The 553-nt window shown below is 49.0% G+C and carries 1 pseudogene; it reads right to left on the bottom strand.

Going from position 1 to position 553, the window contains the following annotated elements:
- Positions 1-553 (bottom strand): annotated as a pseudogene (locus tag R7R78_RS28715) (hypothetical protein); the annotation flags it as partial.

The following is a 553-nucleotide window of genomic DNA, read 5'->3' as shown; positions in this document are numbered from 1 at the left end:
AACATGCGCTGCACGTTGTTCTCGGCCATGGTGGCGAAAACCAGAGCGCGCCACTTGAACAAAGGAGCGAGTTTGGATATTCGAGAACGATAAGTGACGTTCGTATAAGCGACTAAAAGTGTCCAGCATACTTGCTAAACGCTCAAGAGATTGTGAAAAACGGCGATGATTTAAGCCCAGTTTATACTGTAAATCTTTGGGTGAAACCTCGGCCAATAGAGCATCAAGCAGTGGTTGGAGTGAGTGGGATTCTTTGTTTGGGTTCAGCAGCGTTGCGGTTTTTTGACAGCAGCGACACTTTACTCTTGGGCTACCGACGGCGGTTCTCCCGTAACGTTGCCAAGCAGGTAATCGGCATTCGCAATGAGGCAATAGCTTCAACTCAAAGGTTTGCTGTTGTAGTTGATGAGCCAATGCGAGTATCGGCTCGTTAATCAAAACCGGAGGATAAGCACCACACTCAGGGCAATGCCACGCGTCGTAGCCAAGCCGATTTGAGCGCGAATACAAACTGAGATCAGGCACGCCGCAATTAGGGCAGCCAAATGACTTA

The organism is Vibrio sp. 2134-1, assembly GCF_033339495.1.
The sequence above is the reverse complement of the archived record's forward strand: the minus strand, read 5'-3'. Positions and strand labels throughout refer to the sequence as shown.